This is a genomic window from Escherichia sp. SCLE84, from assembly GCF_012584495.1.
In the GTDB taxonomy this organism is placed as follows: Bacteria; Pseudomonadota; Gammaproteobacteria; order Enterobacterales; family Enterobacteriaceae; genus ECMA0423.
Genome location: NZ_CP051430.1, coordinates 963,237 through 980,277, shown reverse-complemented (window position 1 = coordinate 980,277; position 17,041 = coordinate 963,237). Strand labels below are relative to the sequence as shown.

Genomic DNA, 17,041 nt, shown 5'->3' with positions numbered 1-17,041 from the left:
TAAATATCTTTTCATAAAATTAGCCAGAAAAGACGCGGCATATAGCCCTATTTACACCGATGATTTCGCAGCACGTGAGGTTAAAACTTCCTGATTCATGTCACATTTTATGGGGAGATTATCGTAGGCTGACGACCTTTCAGTCTTCTGTATTAGTTGTGTTTACGAGAATTCCCTATTAAGCGAATGATGAAAAGTAGAACAGTCGCAATAAGAGCATGGACTTAGTATTGCACTATCTCCTGGAGGTCAACAGAGGGCTATTACTTGCGCAACAGGTTAAAGATTGTGAATAGTTACCAGCAGTCATTTACCCGCTTATAACAAGCGAGGCAGTTGTAATGATAGCTCAGAAGGATTATGCAAGGCTTCGTAAGGGAGAACGCATATACCCACTTCTGTGCATACTGTTGAGCTGAAAAACTGACGAATTATGATAAACTCCAGCCAACTTTATTTCATATCATTGAGGGCCTGTGGCTGATGGCACAGCTATATTTCTACTATTCCGCAATGAATGCGGGTAAGTCTACAGCATTGTTGCAATCTTCATACAATTACCAGGAACGCGGCATGCGCACTGTCGTATATACGGCAGAAATTGATGATCGCTTTGGTGCCGGGAAAGTCAGTTCGCGTATAGGTTTGTCATCGCCTGCAAAATTATTTAACCAAAATTCATCATTATTTGATGAGATTCGTGCGGAACATGAACAGCAGGCAATTCATTGCGTACTGGTTGATGAATGCCAGTTTTTAACCAGACAACAAGTATATGAATTATCGGAGGTTGTCGATCAACTCGATATACCCGTACTTTGTTATGGTTTACGTACCGATTTTCGAGGTGAATTATTTATTGGCAGCCAATACTTACTGGCATGGTCCGACAAACTGGTTGAATTAAAAACCATCTGTTTTTGTGGCCGTAAAGCAAGCATGGTGCTGCGTCTTGATCAAGCAGGCAGACCTTATAACGAAGGTGAGCAGGTGGTAATTGGTGGTAATGAACGATACGTTTCTGTATGCCGTAAACACTATAAAGAGGCGTTACAAGTCGGCTCATTAACGGCTATTCAGGAAAGGCATCGCCACGATTAATAAGAATTTCTTTACTGACAGGGTGAGCAGGGCACTTTTATCCTGTCAGTTCGTTTTACGCACTTCTTCCGGGCTATATACCCTTCTCGGCAGTTTTTTAACGCCGCTATACGCCTCACAGGGCTCTTAAGCACCGACGTTGACTTGTGACCTGTAAAGTACAATATCCCTGTGTTTAGGCGTTATACATCGTCGCAAATATGATGAAGGCTAATGCTGTCGGTTTATGGAAAAGTTGCTTTGGGTAAACAAAAAAACGGCCCCAGAAGGGGCCGTTTATATTGCCAGACAGCGCTACTGATTAAGCGGATTTTTTCGCTTTTTTCTCAGCTTTAGCCGGAGCGGCTTCTTTTTTCGCTGCAGTTTCACCTTCTACATAATCACGACCGTAGTAGGTATCCAGCAGGATCTGTTTCAGCTCGGAGATCAGCGGGTAACGCGGGTTAGCGCCGGTGCACTGGTCATCGAACGCATCTTCAGACAGTTTATCCACGTTCGCCAGGAAGTCTGCTTCCTGAACGCCAGCTTCACGGATAGATTTCGGAATACCCAGTTCAGCTTTCAGCGTTTCCAGCCATGCCAGCAGTTTCTCGATCTTAGCAGCAGTACGGTCGCCCGGTGCGCTCAGACCCAAGTGGTCGGCAATTTCAGCATAACGACGGCGAGCCTGCGGACGGTCATACTGGCTGAATGCAGTCTGCTTGGTCGGGTTGTCGTTCGCATTGTAGCGAATAACGTTACAAATCAGCAGGGCGTTTGCCAGACCGTGCGGAATATGGAACTGGGAACCCAGTTTGTGCGCCATTGAGTGACATACACCCAGGAAGGCGTTCGCAAACGCGATACCCGCGATAGTCGCTGCACTGTGAACACGTTCACGCGCTACCGGATTTTTAGACCCTTCGTGGTAGGACGCTGGCAGATATTCTTTCAGCAGTTTCAGTGCCTGCAGAGCCTGACCATCAGAGAACTCAGATGCCAGTACAGAAACATAAGCTTCCATGGCGTGAGTTACTGCGTCCAGACCACCGAAAGCACACAGGGACTTCGGCATGTCCATAACCAGGTTGGCGTCGACAATCGCCATATCCGGAGTCAGCGCATAGTCTGCCAGCGGATATTTCTGACCAGTAGCGTCGTCAGTTACAACCGCAAACGGAGTGACTTCAGAACCTGTACCAGAAGTGGTGGTGACAGCGATCATTTTCGCTTTCACGCCCATTTTCGGGAACTTGTAGATACGTTTACGGATATCCATAAAGCGCAGCGCCAGCTCTTCGAAGTGAGTTTCCGGATGTTCGTACATAACCCACATGATCTTCGCGGCGTCCATCGGGGAACCACCACCCAGCGCGATAATCACGTCTGGTTTGAAGGAGTTTGCCAGTTCTGCACCTTTACGAACGATGCTCAGGGTCGGGTCCGCTTCTACTTCGAAGAAGACTTCAGTTTCAACGCCTGCTGCTTTCAGTACGGAAGTGATCTGATCAGCATAACCATTGTTGAACAGGAAGCGGTCAGTCACGATGAGCGCACGTTTGTGGCCATCAGTAATCACTTCATCCAGCGCGATTGGCAGGGAGCCACGGCGGAAGTAGATAGATTTCGGAAGTTTGTGCCACAACATGTTTTCAGCTCGCTTAGCAACGGTTTTCTTGTTGATCAGGTGTTTCGGACCAACGTTTTCAGAGATGGAGTTACCACCCCAAGAACCACAACCCAGAGTCAGGGAAGGTGCGAGTTTGAAGTTATACAGGTCACCGATACCACCCTGAGACGCTGGGGTGTTAATCAGGATACGAGCCGTTTTCATTTTTTGACCGAAGTAAGAAACGCGAGCCGGTTGGTTATCCTGGTCAGTGTACAGGCAAGAGGTATGACCGATACCGCCCATAGCAACCAGTTTCTCTGCTTTTTCTACCGCGTCTTCGAAATCTTTAGCGCGGTACATTGCCAGAGTCGGGGACAGTTTTTCATGTGCGAACGGTTCGCTTTCATCAACAACGGTCACTTCACCGATCAGAATCTTGGTGTTTTCTGGTACAGAGAAGCCTGCCAGTTCAGCAATTTTATAGGCTGGCTGACCAACGATAGCCGCGTTCAGCGCACCGTTTTTCAGGATAACATCCTGAACAGCTTTCAGCTCTTTACCCTGCAACAGATAGCCGCCGTGGGTTGCAAAACGTTCACGCACAGCGTCATAAACAGAGTCAACAACAACAACAGACTGTTCAGAAGCACAGATTACGCCGTTGTCGAAGGTTTTGGACATCAGTACAGATGCAACTGCACGTTTGATATCAGCAGTTTCATCGATAACAACTGGAGTGTTGCCCGCGCCTACACCGATAGCTGGTTTACCGGAGCTGTATGCGGCTTTAACCATGCCCGGACCACCAGTCGCGAGGATCAGGTTGATGTCTGGGTGGTGCATCAGTGCGTTAGACAGTTCAACAGAAGGTTGATCGATCCAGCCGATCAGATCTTTCGGAGCACCGGCAGCGATAGCAGCCTGCAGAACGATATCAGCCGCTTTGTTGGTGGCATCTTTTGCACGCGGGTGCGGGGAGAAGATAATGGCGTTACGGGTCTTCAGACTGATCAGCGATTTGAAGATAGCAGTTGAAGTCGGGTTAGTGGTCGGAACGATACCGCAAATAATACCGATTGGTTCAGCGATAGTGATGGTACCAAAAGTGTCGTCTTCAGACAGAACACCACAGGTTTTTTCATCTTTATAGGCGTTGTAGATATATTCAGAAGCAAAGTGGTTTTTGATCACTTTATCTTCGACGATACCCATGCCGGATTCGGCAACGGCCATTTTCGCGAGTGGGATTCGAGCATCTGCAGCAGCCAGAGCGGCGGCGCGGAAGATTTTGTCTACTTGCTCTTGAGTGAAACTGGCATATTCACGCTGGGCTTTTTTTACACGCTCTACGAGTGCGTTAAGTTCAGCGACATTAGTAACAGCCATAATGCTCTCCTGATAATGTTAAACTTTTTTAGTAAATCATCTGCTCGAATACGAGAGTATAGTCAGTGCGGTGATGATTTGCTTAACCTATGAAAATCAAAAGCTTACTCGCGCTCACACTCACTGTGATTTACTAAAAGAGTTTAAACATTAGAGTTATTATCTCTAATGCGTCACTTCCAGGTGGCGTAAGCAAGATTACTCACTTCTGGGTACTGATTACGTGATCCAAATCAAATTTTTGCAAAGCTGACACCTTTCAGCATCGCTTTTCGCCATTATAGCTAACAGTTAATAAATTGTAGTATGATTTGGTGGCTACATTAGCATGTTTTGCACAACTAGATAACAATAACGAATGATAGCAATTTTAAGTAGTTAGGAGGTGAAAAATGCTGTCAAAAGGCGTATTGTCAGCGCGTCTTTTCAACCTTATTTATGGCTAACATTATCCGGCTTTTGCTTCGGAGCTAACCGTGATTCAGACCTTTTTTGATTTTCCCGTTTACTTCAAATTTTTCATCGGGTTATTTGCGCTGGTCAACCCGGTAGGGATTATTCCCGTCTTTATCAGCATGACCAGTTATCAGACAGCGGCAGCGCGAAACAAAACTAACCTTACAGCCAACCTGTCTGTGGCCATTATCTTGTGGATCTCGCTTTTTCTCGGCGACACGATTCTGCAACTTTTTGGTATATCAATTGATTCGTTCCGTATCGCCGGGGGCATCCTGGTGGTGACGATAGCGATGTCGATGATCAGCGGCAAGCTTGGCGAGGATAAACAGAACAAGCAAGAAAAATCAGAAACCGCGGTACGTGAAAGCATTGGTGTGGTGCCATTGGCGTTGCCGTTGATGGCGGGGCCAGGGGCGATCAGTTCTACCATCGTCTGGGGTACGCGTTATCACAGCATTAGCTATCTGTTTGGTTTCTTTGTGGCTATTGCATTGTTCGCTTTATGTTGCTGGGGATTGTTCCGCATGGCACCGTGGCTGGTACGGGTTTTACGCCAGACCGGCATCAACGTGATTACGCGTATTATGGGGCTATTGCTGATGGCATTGGGGATTGAATTTATCGTTACTGGTATTAAGGGGATTTTCCCCGGCCTGCTTAATTAATTCCTTTCAAATGAAACGGAGCTGCCATGCTCCGTTTACTTCGTCATTATTTTTACTTTGTTCCCGCGCAGTTATCAAAAGCAAAAGGAATAGGTAAAAATATTCTTCTCAAATTACAGTTAGTTATAAGGATTTCCTTAACTGCTTCTCCTCACCATCATGTTATTTTCGCCACATCATAATCCTGGGCTTGCTGAAGAATAATTGAAATGATATTAGTAATTCCACTGCCTTTGGTAGAGGAAAGTGCTAAATAATAATCAATTGTTAAATTATTGTGCATTTCACTACTGGAACTGTAATCAGAAAAGATAGACATGCTTAGCCAATCTCTATTTGATTGAATTGAAAGATGTTTGTTAAGGCATGGATGCAAGCTATAGATTCTGATACGGTCAATAAAAGAGAATTGCTTAACAATTTTGCAAAATGTATTGGCGAGTAAGAACCGCATTTGGTACTTTCCGGGCAACCGCCAGACGATTCTTTATTGGTAATGAGAATAATTAACAATTAAAGAGCGTCGCGAAAGAATAATGTGTCTCGACAGGGGAGACACAGTACGAATCGACATAAGGTGATCGTCTGAATCACCAGAATAAATAAAGTCGGTGATAGTAATACGTAACGATAAAGTAACCTGACAGCAGAAAGTCTCCGAGCCTGTGCAGGGTCCCAATCCGGGATTACACATGCTGGTTAATACCAGTAATTATAATGAGGGAGTCCAAAAAACAATGACCAACATCACCAAGAGAAGTTTAGTAGCAGCTGGCGTTCTGGCTGCGCTAATGGCAGGGAATGTCGCGCTGGCAGCTGATGTACCCGCAGGCGTCACACTGGCGGAAAAACAAACACTGGTACGTAACAATGGTTCAGAAGTTCAGTCATTAGATCCGCACAAAATTGAAGGTGTTCCGGAGTCTAATATCAGCCGAGACCTGTTTGAAGGCTTACTGGTCAGCGATCTTGACGGTCATCCAGCACCTGGCGTCGCTGAATCCTGGGATAATAAAGACGCGAAAGTCTGGACCTTCCATTTGCGTAAAGATGCGAAATGGTCTGATGGCACGCCAGTCACAGCACAAGACTTTGTGTATAGCTGGCAACGTTCTGTTGATCCGAACACTGCTTCTCCGTATGCCAGTTATCTGCAATATGGGCATATCGCCGGTATTGATGAAATTCTTGAAGGGAAAAAACCGATTACCGATCTCGGCGTGAAAGCTATTGATGATCACACATTAGAAGTCACCTTAAGTGAACCCGTTCCGTACTTCTATAAATTACTTGTTCACCCATCAACTTCACCGGTGCCAAAAGCCGCTATCGAGAAATTCGGCGAAAAATGGACCCAGCCTGGTAATATCGTCACCAACGGTGCCTATACCTTAAAAGATTGGGTCGTAAACGAACGAATCGTTCTTGAACGCAGCCCGACCTACTGGAACAACGCGAAAACCGTTATTAACCAGGTAACCTATTTGCCTATTGCTTCTGAAGTTACCGATGTCAACCGCTACCGTAGTGGTGAAATCGACATGACTTATAACAACATGCCGATCGAATTGTTCCAGAAGCTGAAAAAAGAGATCCCGGACGAAGTTCACGTTGATCCATACCTGTGCACTTACTATTACGAAATTAACAACCAGAAACCGCCATTCAACGATGTGCGTGTGCGTACCGCACTGAAACTAGGTATGGACCGCGATATCATTGTTAATAAAGTGAAAGCGCAGGGCGACATGCCCGCCTATGGTTACACTCCACCGTATACTGATGGCGCAAAATTGACTCAGCCGGAATGGTTTGGCTGGAGCCAGGAAAAACGTAACGAAGAAGCGAAAAAACTGCTGGCTGAAGCGGGTTATACCGCAGACAAACCGTTGACCATCAACCTGTTGTATAACACCTCCGATCTGCATAAAAAGCTGGCGATTGCTGCCTCTTCATTGTGGAAGAAAAACATTGGTGTAAACGTCAAACTGGTTAACCAGGAGTGGAAAACGTTCCTCGACACCCGTCACCAGGGTACTTTTGATGTGGCCCGTGCAGGCTGGTGTGCTGACTACAACGAACCAACTTCCTTCCTGAACACCATGCTTTCGAACAGCTCGATGAATACCGCGCATTATAAGAGCCCGGCCTTTGACAGCATTATGGCGGAAACGCTGAAAGTGACTGACGAGGCGCGGCGCACAGCTCTGTACACTAAAGCAGAACAACAGCTGGATAAGGATTCGGCCATTGTTCCTGTTTATTACTACGTGAATGCGCGTCTGGTGAAACCGTGGGTTGGTGGCTATACCGGCAAAGATCCGCTGGATAATACCTATACCCGGAATATGTACATTGTGAAGCACTAATGGCAATACGTGGGGCAGGAGTGTCCTGCTCCACGGTGTCTGATTTTTATCGCATTACAGAAGGCACAGGCCAGAAGGTAGGGCAATGTTAAAATTTATTCTACGTCGCTGTCTGGAAGCGATTCCGACGCTATTTATTCTTATAACTATTTCGTTCTTTATGATGCGCCTCGCGCCGGGAAGCCCTTTTACCGGCGAACGTACTTTACCGCCAGAAGTGATGGCCAATATCGAAGCGAAATATCATCTTAATGATCCGATCATGACACAGTATTTCAGCTACCTGAAACAACTGGCGCACGGTGATTTCGGTCCATCGTTTAAATATAAAGATTATTCGGTCAATGACTTGGTTGCATCCAGTTTTCCCGTTTCTGCCAAACTGGGAGCCGCAGCATTTTTCCTTGCGGTAATACTGGGTGTTAGTGCTGGCGTTATTGCCGCATTAAAACAAAACACCAAATGGGACTATACCGTGATGGGGCTGGCAATGACCGGGGTTGTTATCCCCAGTTTTGTGGTTGCACCATTATTAGTCATGATATTTGCGATCATTTTGCATTGGCTGCCGGGCGGTGGCTGGAATGGTGGGGCGCTTAAATTCATGATATTGCCGATGGTGGCGTTGTCACTCGCTTATATCGCCAGTATTGCGCGTATTACCCGTGGCTCTATGATTGAAGTATTACACTCCAATTTTATTCGTACTGCCCGGGCGAAAGGGTTACCTATGCGGCGGATCATTTTACGTCACGCATTAAAACCTGCTCTGTTACCCGTGCTCTCTTATATGGGCCCCGCATTTGTCGGCATTATTACCGGTTCTATGGTTATCGAAACCATTTATGGTTTGCCGGGGATTGGACAACTGTTCGTTAATGGCGCATTGAACCGTGACTATTCCTTAGTGTTAAGCCTGACCATCCTGGTTGGTGCTTTAACCATTTTGTTTAATGCCATTGTCGATGTGCTATATGCGGTTATCGACCCGAAAATTCGTTACTGATACTGGAGCTCGCGATGATGTTAAGTAAGAAAAACAGCGAGACGCTGGAAAATTTCAGTGAAAAGCTGGAGGTCGAAGGGCGCAGCTTGTGGCAGGACGCACGTCGACGTTTTATGCATAACCGTGCGGCGGTTGCCAGTCTGATAGTGCTGGTGCTGATCGCGTTATTTGTAATCCTGGCACCGATGCTTTCCCAGTTTGCCTATGACGATACTGACTGGGCGATGATGTCCAGCGCCCCGGATATGGAGTCCGGTCACTACTTTGGTACTGACTCATCCGGTCGCGACCTGCTTGTGCGCGTTGCGATTGGCGGGCGTATCTCACTCATGGTCGGTGTTGCTGCGGCACTGGTGGCTGTGGTCGTCGGGACACTTTATGGTTCGCTTTCCGGTTATCTGGGCGGTAAAGTGGATTCGGTAATGATGCGTCTGCTGGAAATCCTCAACTCCTTCCCATTCATGTTCTTCGTCATTTTGCTTGTGACCTTTTTCGGTCAAAACATCCTGCTGATTTTCGTGGCGATTGGCATGGTTTCCTGGCTGGATATGGCTCGTATTGTGCGTGGGCAAACCCTGAGTCTGAAGCGCAAAGAGTTTATTGAGGCGGCACAAGTTGGCGGTGTATCGACATCGGGCATTGTTATTCGCCACATTGTGCCGAATGTACTCGGTGTGGTGGTGGTCTACGCATCACTTCTGGTGCCCAGCATGATCCTCTTTGAATCTTTCCTTAGCTTCCTGGGGTTGGGTACGCAAGAGCCGTTAAGCAGCTGGGGTGCATTGCTGAGTGATGGCGCGAACTCGATGGAAGTCTCTCCATGGTTATTGTTGTTCCCAGCGGGATTCCTCGTGGTGACGCTGTTTTGTTTCAACTTTATCGGCGATGGCTTGCGTGATGCCCTCGACCCGAAAGATCGTTAAGGAGTGCAGCCATGAGCGTAATTGAAACTGCAACTGTGCCGCTCGCACAACAACAGGCTGACGCACTGCTGAACGTGAAAGATTTGCGTGTCACCTTTAGTACCCCGGACGGCGACGTCACGGCGGTCAATGATTTGAATTTTTCCCTACGTGCCGGAGAAACGCTGGGTATTGTAGGTGAGTCTGGTTCGGGTAAATCGCAAACTGCATTTGCGTTGATGGGCCTGTTGGCTGCCAACGGACGTATTGGCGGATCGGCAACCTTCAATGGGCGTGAAATCCTCAATTTGCCAGAGCATGAACTCAATAAACTGCGCGCTGAACAAATCTCAATGATTTTTCAGGACCCAATGACTTCGTTGAATCCCTATATGCGCGTCGGTGAGCAGTTAATGGAAGTGCTGATGCTGCATAAGAACATGAGCAAAGCTGAGGCGTTTGAAGAGTCGGTGCGGATGCTCGATGCGGTAAAAATGCCGGAAGCGCGTAAACGCATGAAAATGTACCCGCACGAATTTTCTGGCGGCATGCGTCAGCGAGTCATGATTGCGATGGCATTGCTATGTCGACCTAAGCTACTGATTGCGGATGAACCCACTACTGCGCTGGACGTCACCGTACAGGCGCAGATCATGACGCTATTAAATGAACTGAAGCGGGAATTTAATACCGCCATCATTATGATCACCCACGATCTTGGCGTGGTGGCGGGGATCTGCGACAAAGTGCTGGTAATGTACGCCGGGCGCACGATGGAATATGGCAATGCGCGCGATGTCTTTTATCAACCCGTTCATCCTTATTCTATCGGTTTGCTCAACGCGGTGCCGCGTCTTGATGCGGAAGGTGAAACAATGTTGACCATCCCGGGTAATCCGCCAAACTTGCTGCGATTACCGAAAGGTTGCCCGTTCCAGCCACGTTGTCCACATGCGATGGAAATTTGTAGTAGCGCACCGCCGCTGGAAGAGTTTACGCCTGGCCGTCTGCGTGCTTGCTTTAAACCGGTGGAGGAACTGTTATGAATGCTGTAACTGAAGGAAGAAAAGTCCTCCTTGAAATCGCCGATCTTAAAGTGCACTTTGAAATCAAAGATGGCAAACAGTGGTTCTGGCAACCGCCGAAAACGCTCAAAGCCGTCGATGGTGTCACTCTTCGCCTGTATGAAGGGGAAACATTAGGTGTGGTAGGGGAATCGGGATGCGGTAAGTCCACCTTTGCTCGCGCCATCATTGGCCTGGTTAAAGCGACCGACGGTCATGTTGCCTGGTTAGGTAAAGAGTTGCTGGGCATGAAGCCCGATGAATGGCGTGCCGTTCGCAGTGATATTCAGATGATTTTCCAGGATCCGTTGGCATCGCTAAACCCGCGTATGACCATCGGCGAGATCATCGCTGAACCACTGCGTACTTATCATCCGAAAATGTCACGCCAGGAAGTTCGCGAGCGCGTGAAGGCGATGATGCTGAAAGTCGGGTTATTGCCTAACCTGATTAACCGCTATCCGCATGAGTTCTCCGGTGGGCAGTGCCAGCGTATCGGGATTGCTCGTGCTCTTATTCTTGAACCGAAGCTGATTATCTGTGATGAGCCGGTGTCGGCGCTGGACGTGTCAATTCAGGCGCAGGTGGTCAACCTGCTCCAGCAATTGCAACGGGAGATGGGATTGTCATTAATTTTTATCGCTCACGACTTGGCCGTGGTAAAACACATTTCCGATCGTGTGTTGGTTATGTATCTCGGCCATGCGGTAGAACTGGGGACCTATGATGAGGTCTACCACAATCCACTACATCCTTACACCAGGGCATTGATGTCGGCAGTCCCCATACCTGATCCGGATCTGGAGAAGAACAAAACCATCCAGTTACTGGAAGGGGAATTACCGTCGCCGATCAACCCGCCTTCCGGTTGTGTTTTCCGTACCCGTTGCCCGATTGCCGGTCCGGAGTGCGCCAAAACACGTCCTGTGCTGGAAGGGAGTTTCAGACACGCCGTTTCTTGCCTGAAAGTCGATCCGCTTTAAACACAATAAGGGCTGACAGTTGTCAGCCCTTTTTCACGCCAAAAGCGATTATTTATTCCCGCCAGATGATATGGCAAAGTTTGTGATCTTTTTCGCGGCATAACAGAATGCGGGCGAAAACATCGTTGATTTCACCATCCTCACTGTCCGCCAGACCAATCACCACTTCGGCAAAAAAGTCTGGGTTCAAATCGAAATCAACATGTTCCTGCCAGTCTTCCGCCGGATCGAATAACTCCGCGCCGCCGCGCTCTTCAAACTGAAGATTGAACAGCAGAACATCAGCTGGATCGAGATTGTCGGCAGCCAGTTCGAGAAAAATATCGTAGGCCTGCTCAAGCGTTTCATCTTCAGTCAGGCGATTGTTTAGATCCATATCCATAGTCACTACCTGTTTAACCTCTGTTGGCGACGTTTTACAGCAACGGACTGAAGAAGTAAAACAGTCGCTCGGCGACACGTTGCCATAATGGACGTTTTAGCCATAAACGGGCATCGAGCAGACGTGAACGCGAAATATAATCGTCCTGAACGGCGGCAAGGTCTGCACCAAAACCTTTATCGTCGATTGCCAGGGTAATCTCGAAATTTAGCCACAGACTCCGCATATCAAGGTTAACGGTACCAACCAGACTTAGTTCGCCATCGACCAGCACGCTCTTGGTATGCAGTAACCCGCCTTCAAACTGATAAATTTTAACCCCAGCAGCAAGAAGTTCCGTAAAGAATGCGCGACTGGCCCAGCCGACCAGCATCGAGTCATTTTTTCGCGGAAGGATAATACTGACATCCACCCCGCGCTGCGCCGCTGTGCAAATCGCATGAAGTAAATCATCGCTTGGCACAAAGTAGGGCGTGGTCATGATCAAATATTCACGCGCCGAATAAGCCGCAGTCAATAATGCCTGGTGAATGAGATCTTCCGGAAAGCCGGGGCCAGAAGCAATTGTGTGAATGGTATGACCGCTGGCCTGCTCAAACGGCATAATATTGACATCAGGTGGTGGCGGTAGAATACGTTTTCCGGTTTCAATCTCCCAGTCGCAGGAATAAATAATCCCCATCGCGGTGGCGATGGGGCCTTCCATACGCGCCATCAGATCAATCCATTGCCCTACGCCCGCATCTTGTTTGAAGTAGCGAGGATCGACCATATTCATGCTGCCGGTGTACGCGATGTAATTATCGATCATGATCATCTTGCGATGTTGGCGCAGGTCCATACGGCGTAAAAACACACGCATCAGATTGACCTTTAAGGCTTCGACCACTTCAATACCGGCATTACGCATTAGCTCGGGCCACGGGCTGCGGAAAAAAGCCACACTCCCGGCGGAGTCGAGCATCAATCGGCAATGAATGCCGCGTCGCGCAGCCGCCATTAATGATTCAGCCACCTGGTCCGCCATGCCGCCGGGCTGCCAGATATAAAACACCATTTCAATATTATGGCGCGCGAGCTGGATGTCGCGGATTAACGCCTGCATCACATCATCTGACTCGGTCATCAGTTGTAGCTGATTCCCTTTGACCCCAGCGATCCCCTGACGACGCTCGCAAAGCTTGAATAATGGCGCAGCGACACTGCTATTTTCTTCGGCGAAGATATGCTTACAGGCTTTAAGGTCGTTAAGCCATTTTGCGGTGGAAGGCCACATCGCTCTGGCGCGCTCAGCGCGGCGTTTGCCTAAATGGAGCTCGCCAACGGCAAGATAGGCAATAATTCCGACTAACGGCAGAATGTAAATAATCAACAGCCAGGCCATCGCGGAGGGAACTGCGCGTCGTTTCATTAGAATGCGTAAAGTTACGCCTGCAATGAGCAACCAGTATCCCAGAATGGCCAACCAACTCACCAACGTATAAACGGTTGTCATAGATTAGAAATCCTTTTGAAAGCGCATTGTTATGAGTTTACGCATATGGATTCATCTGGCAAATAAAAACGCGGGAAAAGCACTGGTCAGCGTCGGGGGCGGGGGTATAATGACCATTCTGTTATTGCATAGAGTAGTTAACATGAAGCGGAGTAGAACGGAAGTGGGGCGCTGGCGCATGCAGCGTCAGGCTAGCCGACGTAAATCGCGTTGGCTTGAGGGGCAATCGCGCCGAAATATGCGTATCCACAGCATCAGGAAGTGCATTCTAAACAAACAGCGTAACTCGTTATTGTTTGCGATCTACAATATCTAAATGTACTGGGCACCATTGCGGTGCCCAATAAGTTTACTCTTTCGTCTTTAAACTCTATTTTTGCACCGATTCTTTACTGTCAGCTTTCGTTTCTTGTTCATCGTTATCGCTGAAAATACCATGACCTGAGTTCAACAACATTGAAACGAGCATATCATTATTAATCTCTTCACCGTTTAAAACTCGCGCCAGAATTTCGCTGCCAAACAGTTGCGGTGAGAGAATGATATCCGGATGTACCATCTTAATCTTATTCAGGTTTTTGCTATCACTGACGGCGAGAACTGTTTTGACATCACTGCTCATATCTTTTGCCGAGAGTACAACAAACGCGTTATCTGCATCGTTATCACTCAGCGCCAGAATGGCCCGGCATCGATCGATTCCCGCTTTCTTTAATACTGAACTGTCATTACTGTCACCGGGGATAACATCAGCGTTATCGCCTAAGCGTTGCTCAAGTTGCTTGATATCATCTTCAGGCAAGTTGCTGATAACCGTTACGTTTTGTCCGCGTTGATTCAGTTGCAGGATCGTATTGATGGCGAGAATCGAATGTCCGCAAACAATAAAATGATCTTTACGATGCATTGTATGATTGTTTCCTTTTACAAGTTTGTTGAATCCCCCGCGGATAAGCGGACCAAAAATTGAGGTCATAGATGTGGCAAAAACGGTAATGCCGGAAATAATGACCGAAATAGTGAACAATCGTGCTGATTCAGAAACAGGGACAATATCTCCATAGCCGACGGTTGACATGGTTTCTATCGAAAAATAGAACGCGGTCATCAAACTTTCTATTCGCGGATTAAAACCTTCGCTTAAATAAAGCGCACCGTAGGTTGAGTAAAACAGTAATGTCGTGAAACTAATAAATGCAAAAATTGTCCCGGCTGCGGCGCTACTGTGGGAGAAGTCTTTGCGCAGTATCAGCAAAAACACCAGCGTAAAAATGCAAAATCCAATACTAAATTTCAGCCAGGGATAAAAATGCAGGGTGTAAATTAGCGCTATCAACAACAAAATGATACTGATTGCCCATGCGAGCTTTGCCCGGAACAGTAAGCCAATGGAGTTCAGGACAAGAAAGACGCCGAGCATAAATAGTGGGGCGTTTGCCAGCAAGGAGAGATCCAACTCTGAAAATGCTTTGATATGGAAAATATCAAGCAAATTGACCGACATACCATAGATTGTTTTAAAAATAAGCAATCCATTTAAAAAGACGGCCAGCGCGAGAATGTCGTGCCGTAGGGTCACCCATAAATTTGTTGCTGTTTGTTTGAATGTAGCCCAGTGACTCACTGATACCTCTGTAACCACAATTTTGTTTAATTATCTTGGCGTGCACATTTTCTGAACATACATGCAGCGCGTGAATGTGTTAAACAATAGTAGATGACTTTATCCGCAGTAATCAAAGGTTTTGAGCGAGCAACTGTACCTCAGGAAAGGTCATTTTTCCTGAATATGCTCACATCATATAAAGAAATACAGATAAAGTTATTATCTGCTTGTGGTGGTGAATGCACTGACCGGCTATAAGGAAAGGCCAAACAAGAACACGGTTGCAAAAACCGTGCCCTTAAATATTGAATCTCTATTCAGAACACTTTCTTAAATGGTTTCACTGAAACGTGTTCATAGACACCTGCCGCTACGTACGGGTCAGCATCGGCCCAGGCCTGAGCTGCTTCCAGCGATTCAAATTCAGCAATAACGGTTGAGCCAGTAAATCCCGCAGCCCCTGGATCGTTACTGTCTACCGCTGGCATTGGACCAGCTGTCAACAAACGACCTTCATCATGCAGTAACTGTAAACGTGCTAAATGTGCCGGACGAACGGAAAGGCGTTTTTCGAGGCTATCAGCTTTGTCTTGAGCGTAAATAACATACAACACGGGCACAACTCCTTGTTCGGGAAAGTTGTAAAGTACGTTATTTGAAAGGGCGAAGATCTGCAACGGAAAGATGATGTCTTTGTTAAGACCATGCATAAAGTAAGGTCAATTACGCCAAAAATGACATTTTCACTGATCCTGATCGCCTTGCCTTATTGAATATGATTGCTATTTGCATTTAAAATCGAGGCCTGGTTTTTCTACTGAAATGATTATGACTTCAATGACCCTTGATTTACCTCGCCGCTTCCCCTGGCCGACGTTACTTTCGGTCTGCATTCATGGTGCTGTTGTGGCGGGTCTGCTCTATACCTCGGTACATCAGGTTATTGAACTACCTGCGCCTGCGCAGCCGATTTCTGTCACGATGTTTGCGCCTGCTGATCTCGAACCGCCACAAGCCGTTCAGCCGCCACCGGAGCCAGTGGTAGAGCCAGAACCGGAACCTGAGCCGATCCCCGAACCGCCAAAAGAAGCACCGGTGGTCATTGAAAAGCCGAAGCCGAAACCTAAGCCAAAACCGAAGCCGGTGAAAAAGGTACAGGAGCAGCCAAAACGCGATGTCAAACCCGTAGAGTCGCGTCCGGCATCACCGTTTGAAAATACTGCACCCGCGCGCCCGACATCAAGTACGGCAACGGCTGCAACCAGCAAGCCGGTTACCAGTGTGGCTTCAGGACCACGCGCATTAAGCCGTAATCAGCCGCAGTATCCGGCACGAGCACAGGCATTGCGCATTGAAGGGCAGGTTAAAGTTAAATTTGATGTCACGCCGGATGGTCGCGTGGATAACGTGCAAATCCTCTCAGCCAAGCCTGCGAACATGTTTGAGCGTGAGGTGAAAAATGCGATGCGCAGATGGCGTTATGAGCCGGGTAAGCCAGGCAGTGGGATTGTGGTGAATATCCTGTTTAAAATTAACGGCACCACCGAAATTCAGTAAGCAGAAAGTCAAAAGCCTCCGACCGGAGGCTTTTGACTATTACTCAACAGGTAAGGCGCGAGGTTTTCCTTCAGGATCAACCGCGACATACTTAAATAATGCTTCTGTCGCTTTATAGCGTTGCCCGATTGGTTCAGACGCTACTTTTTTCACCCACACTTCAATATTAATGCTGACCGATGTCGTCCCTTTCTGGACACAGCGTGCATAGCAGCACACCACATCGCCGACCGCAACCGGCCGTAAGAAAGTCATTCCTTCAACCCGCACGGTCACTACGCGACCGTGGGCAATTTCTTTCGCCAGAATAGCGCCGCCAATATCCATTTGTGACATTAACCAACCACCAAAGATGTCACCGTTGGCATTGGTATCGGCGGGCATGGCTAAAGTACGTAAAACAAGATCGCCCTGAGGGACGTTATGTGTTGTAGACATGGTAAAACCGACTTAAAAGGAAAATCACAGGCGCGAT

17 protein-coding genes are annotated in these 17,041 nt (G+C 47.6%); 10 read left to right on the top strand and 7 right to left on the bottom strand.

Annotated elements, in window-relative coordinates:
- Positions 1-483 precede the first annotated feature (483 nt).
- Complete coding sequence (gene tdk, locus HGD79_RS04970) at positions 484-1,101, top strand: thymidine kinase (protein WP_000068079.1); 618 nt, start codon at positions 484-486, stop codon at positions 1,099-1,101.
- 301 nt (positions 1,102-1,402) lie between these two features.
- Here tdk and adhE read toward each other — a convergent pair whose 3' ends face one another.
- Complete coding sequence (gene adhE / locus HGD79_RS04965) at positions 1,403-4,078, bottom strand: bifunctional acetaldehyde-CoA/alcohol dehydrogenase (RefSeq protein WP_000301651.1); 2,676 nt, start codon at positions 4,076-4,078, stop codon at positions 1,403-1,405.
- Between the two features lie 392 nt (positions 4,079-4,470).
- Here adhE and ychE (HGD79_RS26540) point away from each other — a divergent pair, with 392 nt between their 5' ends.
- Together ychE (HGD79_RS26540) and ychE (HGD79_RS04960) are read left to right on the top strand one after the other, a co-directional pair.
- The gene (gene ychE / locus HGD79_RS26540) at positions 4,471-4,524 is read left to right on the top strand and encodes a protein YchT (protein ID WP_211180492.1); all 54 of its coding nucleotides are present in this window, start codon (positions 4,471-4,473) and stop codon (positions 4,522-4,524) included.
- Positions 4,525-4,554: 30 nt separating this feature from the next.
- Positions 4,555-5,202, top strand: a complete 648-nt coding sequence (gene ychE, locus HGD79_RS04960) for an NAAT family transporter YchE (RefSeq protein ID WP_000616554.1) — start codon at positions 4,555-4,557, stop codon at positions 5,200-5,202.
- Positions 5,203-5,359: 157 nt separating this feature from the next.
- Here ychE (HGD79_RS04960) and HGD79_RS04955 read toward each other — a convergent pair whose 3' ends face one another.
- A complete protein-coding gene (locus HGD79_RS04955) occupies positions 5,360-5,656 on the bottom strand; it encodes a hypothetical protein (protein ID WP_001211521.1) in 297 nt (98 codons plus the stop codon).
- Between the two features lie 283 nt (positions 5,657-5,939).
- On the opposite strand from HGD79_RS04955, the gene oppA reads away from it, so the two are divergent.
- From oppA to oppF, 5 genes are all read left to right on the top strand, one after another.
- Positions 5,940-7,571 (top strand): oligopeptide ABC transporter substrate-binding protein OppA, encoded by a 1,632-nt coding sequence (gene oppA, locus HGD79_RS04950; RefSeq protein WP_000182041.1) that lies wholly within the window; start codon positions 5,940-5,942, stop codon positions 7,569-7,571.
- A gap of 85 nt (positions 7,572-7,656) precedes the next feature.
- A complete protein-coding gene (gene oppB, locus HGD79_RS04945) occupies positions 7,657-8,577 on the top strand; it encodes an oligopeptide ABC transporter permease OppB (RefSeq protein WP_000911112.1) in 921 nt (306 codons plus the stop codon).
- A 14-nt stretch (positions 8,578-8,591) separates the two neighbouring features.
- A complete protein-coding gene (oppC, locus tag HGD79_RS04940; RefSeq protein WP_000979661.1) occupies positions 8,592-9,500 on the top strand; it encodes an oligopeptide ABC transporter permease OppC in 909 nt (302 codons plus the stop codon).
- Positions 9,501-9,511: 11 nt separating this feature from the next.
- The gene (oppD, locus tag HGD79_RS04935; protein WP_000110945.1) at positions 9,512-10,525 is read left to right on the top strand and encodes a murein tripeptide/oligopeptide ABC transporter ATP-binding protein OppD; all 1,014 of its coding nucleotides are present in this window, start codon (positions 9,512-9,514) and stop codon (positions 10,523-10,525) included.
- Positions 10,522-11,526 (top strand): murein tripeptide/oligopeptide ABC transporter ATP-binding protein OppF, encoded by a 1,005-nt coding sequence (gene oppF / locus HGD79_RS04930; RefSeq protein WP_000994905.1) that lies wholly within the window; start codon positions 10,522-10,524, stop codon positions 11,524-11,526. Before oppD ends, oppF begins: the two co-directional genes overlap by 4 nt.
- Before the next feature lie 52 nt (positions 11,527-11,578).
- Here oppF and HGD79_RS04925 read toward each other — a convergent pair whose 3' ends face one another.
- Positions 11,579-11,908, bottom strand: coding sequence for an HI1450 family dsDNA-mimic protein (locus HGD79_RS04925; RefSeq protein ID WP_000366959.1), 330 nt, complete (start codon positions 11,906-11,908; stop codon positions 11,579-11,581).
- Between the two features lie 34 nt (positions 11,909-11,942).
- A complete protein-coding gene (gene cls, locus HGD79_RS04920) occupies positions 11,943-13,403 on the bottom strand; it encodes a cardiolipin synthase (RefSeq protein ID WP_000214516.1) in 1,461 nt (486 codons plus the stop codon).
- 142 nt (positions 13,404-13,545) lie between these two features.
- Here cls and HGD79_RS04915 point away from each other — a divergent pair, with 142 nt between their 5' ends.
- Positions 13,546-13,719, top strand: a complete 174-nt coding sequence (locus tag HGD79_RS04915) for a YciY family protein (protein WP_001309467.1) — start codon at positions 13,546-13,548, stop codon at positions 13,717-13,719.
- 54 nt (positions 13,720-13,773) lie between these two features.
- On the opposite strand, the gene kch is transcribed toward HGD79_RS04915, so the two are convergent.
- Both kch and HGD79_RS04905 read right to left on the bottom strand, forming a co-directional pair.
- Positions 13,774-15,027 (bottom strand): voltage-gated potassium channel protein, encoded by a 1,254-nt coding sequence (gene kch, locus HGD79_RS04910; protein WP_001299682.1) that lies wholly within the window; start codon positions 15,025-15,027, stop codon positions 13,774-13,776.
- Between the two features lie 299 nt (positions 15,028-15,326).
- On the bottom strand, positions 15,327-15,623 hold the full coding sequence (locus HGD79_RS04905) for a YciI family protein (RefSeq protein ID WP_000967595.1): 297 nt from the start codon (positions 15,621-15,623) through the stop codon (positions 15,327-15,329).
- 223 nt (positions 15,624-15,846) lie between these two features.
- On the opposite strand from HGD79_RS04905, the gene tonB reads away from it, so the two are divergent.
- Positions 15,847-16,566 carry a TonB system transport protein TonB gene (gene tonB, locus HGD79_RS04900; protein WP_168848531.1) on the top strand — a complete coding sequence of 240 codons (720 nt, stop codon included), beginning with the start codon at positions 15,847-15,849 and terminating at the stop codon, positions 16,564-16,566.
- A 39-nt stretch (positions 16,567-16,605) separates the two neighbouring features.
- Here the strand turns inward: tonB and yciA are convergent, their stop codons facing one another.
- Entirely contained in the window at positions 16,606-17,004 is a 399-nt protein-coding gene (gene yciA, locus HGD79_RS04895; protein ID WP_000108160.1) for an acyl-CoA thioester hydrolase YciA, read from the bottom strand.
- Between the last annotated feature and the right edge of the window lie 37 nt (positions 17,005-17,041).

Coding starts and splice junctions, on each gene's coding strand:
- tdk (WP_000068079.1), top strand. CDS start 484: ATGGCACAGCTATATTTCTACTATTCCGCAATGAATGCGGGTAAGTCT.
- adhE (WP_000301651.1), bottom strand. CDS start 4,078: ATGGCTGTTACTAATGTCGCTGAACTTAACGCACTCGTAGAGCGTGTA.
- HGD79_RS04955 (WP_001211521.1), bottom strand. CDS start 5,656: ATGCGGTTCTTACTCGCCAATACATTTTGCAAAATTGTTAAGCAATTC.
- oppA (WP_000182041.1), top strand. CDS start 5,940: ATGACCAACATCACCAAGAGAAGTTTAGTAGCAGCTGGCGTTCTGGCT.
- oppB (WP_000911112.1), top strand. CDS start 7,657: ATGTTAAAATTTATTCTACGTCGCTGTCTGGAAGCGATTCCGACGCTA.
- oppC (WP_000979661.1), top strand. CDS start 8,592: ATGATGTTAAGTAAGAAAAACAGCGAGACGCTGGAAAATTTCAGTGAA.
- oppD (WP_000110945.1), top strand. CDS start 9,512: ATGAGCGTAATTGAAACTGCAACTGTGCCGCTCGCACAACAACAGGCT.
- oppF (WP_000994905.1), top strand. CDS start 10,522: ATGAATGCTGTAACTGAAGGAAGAAAAGTCCTCCTTGAAATCGCCGAT.
- HGD79_RS04925 (WP_000366959.1), bottom strand. CDS start 11,908: ATGGATATGGATCTAAACAATCGCCTGACTGAAGATGAAACGCTTGAG.
- cls (WP_000214516.1), bottom strand. CDS start 13,403: ATGACAACCGTTTATACGTTGGTGAGTTGGTTGGCCATTCTGGGATAC.
- HGD79_RS04915 (WP_001309467.1), top strand. CDS start 13,546: ATGAAGCGGAGTAGAACGGAAGTGGGGCGCTGGCGCATGCAGCGTCAG.
- tonB (WP_168848531.1), top strand. CDS start 15,847: ATGACCCTTGATTTACCTCGCCGCTTCCCCTGGCCGACGTTACTTTCG.
- yciA (WP_000108160.1), bottom strand. CDS start 17,004: ATGTCTACAACACATAACGTCCCTCAGGGCGATCTTGTTTTACGTACT.